This window comes from Chamaesiphon sp. VAR_48_metabat_135_sub (assembly GCF_031418915.1).
Lineage (GTDB): Bacteria > Cyanobacteriota > Cyanobacteriia > Cyanobacteriales > Chamaesiphonaceae > Chamaesiphon.
The window spans coordinates 1-3240 of sequence record NZ_JANOJV010000126.1; the positions used below are offsets into that span (position 1 = coordinate 1).

The window sequence follows — 3240 nt, forward strand, 5'->3', positions numbered from 1 at the left end:
ACCAGTCCAGTGAATCCGCACTGGTTGGGGAACGTCAACTTTAGCTTCGACAGCATCAATTACTGATACTGCGTATTGTTTGGTCTCAATCATCGCAAAGTTGCAAAATTGGGCACCCGTACAAGAGACGACGGTGCGGCTAAGATTGCCTGGATTGACTTGAAACTTTTCCAGGGCTGGCTCACTTAATAATGTTGGTAATTTAGCATCGGCGACATGGGGAATGATGGCATTTTGTTCGACGGTAAATCTCAGTTCGCCAGCCCCATAAACCTCAGCCAATCTTGCTAATTCAAAGAAATCAGTCGCATTCAGCTTACCAACGGGGATATGTAAACCGACATAATTTAACCCCGCCTGTTTCTGAGCGTAAACACCGATATGATCGCGTTTTTCCCATTCAATTTCGTCTTTGAGTGCAGCGGTTTGGAGAGTTTTCCCGTAGACTAGTTCTGATTCTGCACGAAATTTCTCGATCCCCCACTCATCGATGAGAAACATCAATCGCGCCTTCATCCGATTTGCACGCAAACCATTATCGCGGAATAATCTGAGAATACTTAAACTAAACTCAACGACTTCTTCAGGTGCAATCCAGACATTCATCGGGATCGCTGCATCACAACGTTTACCGGAAAAAAAACCACCAACTAAAACATTAAACCCGAACGCATCATCCTTAAATGCAGGGACAAATGCGAGGTCATTGATTTCGGCATGAACCGAATTATCGCGACAACCCGCGATCGCGATGTTAAATTTGCGTGGTAAATTACTAAACTCAGGATTGCCCTCGCCCTTACTAATAATCCGATCCTGCAATTCCTGAATCATCGCGCGGGTATCATACAATTCCCCTGCTTCAATCCCTGCAACTGGCGAACCCGTAATGTTCCGAACATTATCCATCGCTGACTGCATACTAGTCAGTCCAACAGCTTCCATCTTGCGGAAAATTTCCGGTAAGTCCTCAATCCTAATTCCCCGTAGCTGAATGCTCTGACGGGTGGTAATATCCGCAGTGCCCTCATCTCCATACCGTTGGATGATATCACCCATAACCCGCAACTGGTCGCTAGTTGTAATCCCGCTCGGTGCTCGCAACCGCATCATAAATCGCCCAGGAGTTACGGGACGGAAAAATACACCCAACCACTTCAACCGATGCTCTCTATCGGTCTCATCCATCGCTTCCCAGCCAATCCGTGCGTATTCCTCTAGCTCGGCTTTGACTTTGAGTCCGTCTTTTTCGGATTTGAGTTTCTCAAACTTGTTTTGGGTGGCTGGTGTGGCTGTGGTCATGACTGAAATCCTCGCTAGCTTGACGCTGCACAGATTGAGCTTTGGTGGAAATTAACTTGATTCATCATAACTTAACGGTAATGACTGGCGCGATTGGTATTGTCTGTTACAAAATTAGCTGAGAGGTCGAATATACGGATTCATTAAATGCAATATACGGATATTTATGGCGATCTTAATCTATGTATATCAACAGCCAAGGCAATTTCTTCTAGTTTAAACTTCATTTCTTGATAAGCTTAATGGGAGTTTTACCCATAATTTTGTCGCTACTTCAGTATTCCAAGCGTAGTATTTGATCTGGGCTTGTTTTAGTCCTTTTGCTTGCCTATTCATTTTTACCTGTGAGTTTGCAGTTGAGATCGTCTCGATTAGTTTTAATTTCTACATGTGACAAGATGATCGATCGAGTGAATGTCTACAAACTTAACTCGTGGGCGTAGCCTCTCTGCAAGAGAATCGCCTTAGATCTCTAAATTAAATTAACAACTAATAAACTGGTTTCTTTGGTAATAAATCCGAAATTTTGGAATTTATTCTGGCTTTTCCTGAAAATACTGTCCCTGTTTTACCGCGATTAAAGTTAATGTAATTAACATCTCTAACTCTCTCTGGCAAAGGCACATACCCAACTGAATCGGCTACTGTCGAAACTTTATTGATATATAGTCTGACAAATTTACCAAGTACCTGTCGATTAGCACTAGAGCGGAGATTCACATAAATAAACAAAGGTCTAGAAAGTGGCTGATACTGATTTTTTTCAACGGTTTGAGTCGATGGCAAGATTGCCCCTTTACCGTTATCAACTGGTAATAGTTTTAACTTACTTTGATTTTCTTGGTAGTAAGCATAACCAAAATAACCCAAAGCATTTGGATCTTTACTAATGCCTTCTACCAAGGCTTCATCATCTTCACTAGGAGTGTAGTCTTTACGGCTAGCTTTAGATTTTCCAGAGATCGCCCCATTAAAATAATCGAAAGTACCAGACTTGTCACCCGCCCCAAATAGCTTCAAAGGTCGATCGGGCCATAAAGCACGTACTTGTTTCCAGCGCAGGATTTTGCCCTGTGCGGCAGGTTCCCAGATCTTTTTCAATTCGGCGACGGTGATGTCTTTTGCCCAATCATTTTGGGGATTGATGGCGATCGTCAGTGCATCAAAAGCGATCGGAAACTCCATATACCGCACCCCATTTTTCTTGCAAGTTTCCATCTCTGCTAGCGAAATTGGTCGCGAAGCATCGTTAATGTCGGTTTTACCAGCGCAGAATTTTTCAAACCCGCCTGTCGTACCAGAGAATTTAACTTCAACCTGCCCCTTATTGCTCGGATCTGCTTGAAACAGCTTAACGATCGCTTGAGTAATTGGATACACCGTACTCGAACCATCAATCTTAATCGCTGGTGCAGTCACCTTGCCCGTTGGATCTCCATCAGTCCCCTGCGCGAACAATTGGCTGTGGGCGGATGGGTTGGCTGTTGCGGTGGCACTAGCTGTTAAAGCCAGCAGTCCTAAGACTGTCGCGAATTTTTTGACTGTTGCGTTCATTGTGTTCGGTTCCTTGCAGATTTTCAAATATGTAACCTAGGTTGCTACCTATTTCTTGCCTGCGACTGAAGTCGCGGCTAATGATGCGAAGTCCGCGAAGGCGGACTAGGAAATTAGTCCGCTTTTGCGGACTTCGCATCACTCAAAGTGGTTAAAACCACTTTGAGTGTAGGTGGCAACTTGGGCTATATGTGTTTGTCATTAAAGTTAATCGCCGTCGCCAGCTTTCCAGGCGATCGATTTACTGGGCTGAGGATCGGGTAATTTCAGCGTCACCAATGCTGCTGAGAGCACAAAGAACGCGGATACCCACAGACATCCCACCAGTCCATAAAACTGATAAATTAGCCCCGACAATACCGTCCCTGCTAACCGACCGCCAGA

Annotated in this window: 2 protein-coding genes and 1 pseudogene; all 3 read right to left on the reverse strand. The window is 44.4% G+C overall.

What is annotated here, in order from left to right; translation table 11 throughout:
- Positions 1 to 1302 (reverse strand): ferredoxin--nitrite reductase (locus tag RMO55_RS08910; protein WP_310425896.1); only part of this gene is annotated, 1302 nt, incomplete at its 3' end.
- A gap of 489 nt (positions 1303 to 1791) precedes the next feature.
- A complete protein-coding gene (locus RMO55_RS08915; protein ID WP_310425898.1) occupies positions 1792 to 2856 on the reverse strand; it encodes a PstS family phosphate ABC transporter substrate-binding protein in 1065 nt (354 codons plus the stop codon).
- Positions 2857 to 3063: 207 nt separating this feature from the next.
- Positions 3064 to 3240, reverse strand: a pseudogene (locus RMO55_RS22220) (MFS transporter); the annotation flags it as partial.

Coding starts and splice junctions, on each gene's coding strand:
- RMO55_RS08915 (WP_310425898.1), bottom strand. CDS start 2,856: ATGAACGCAACAGTCAAAAAATTCGCGACAGTCTTAGGACTGCTGGCT.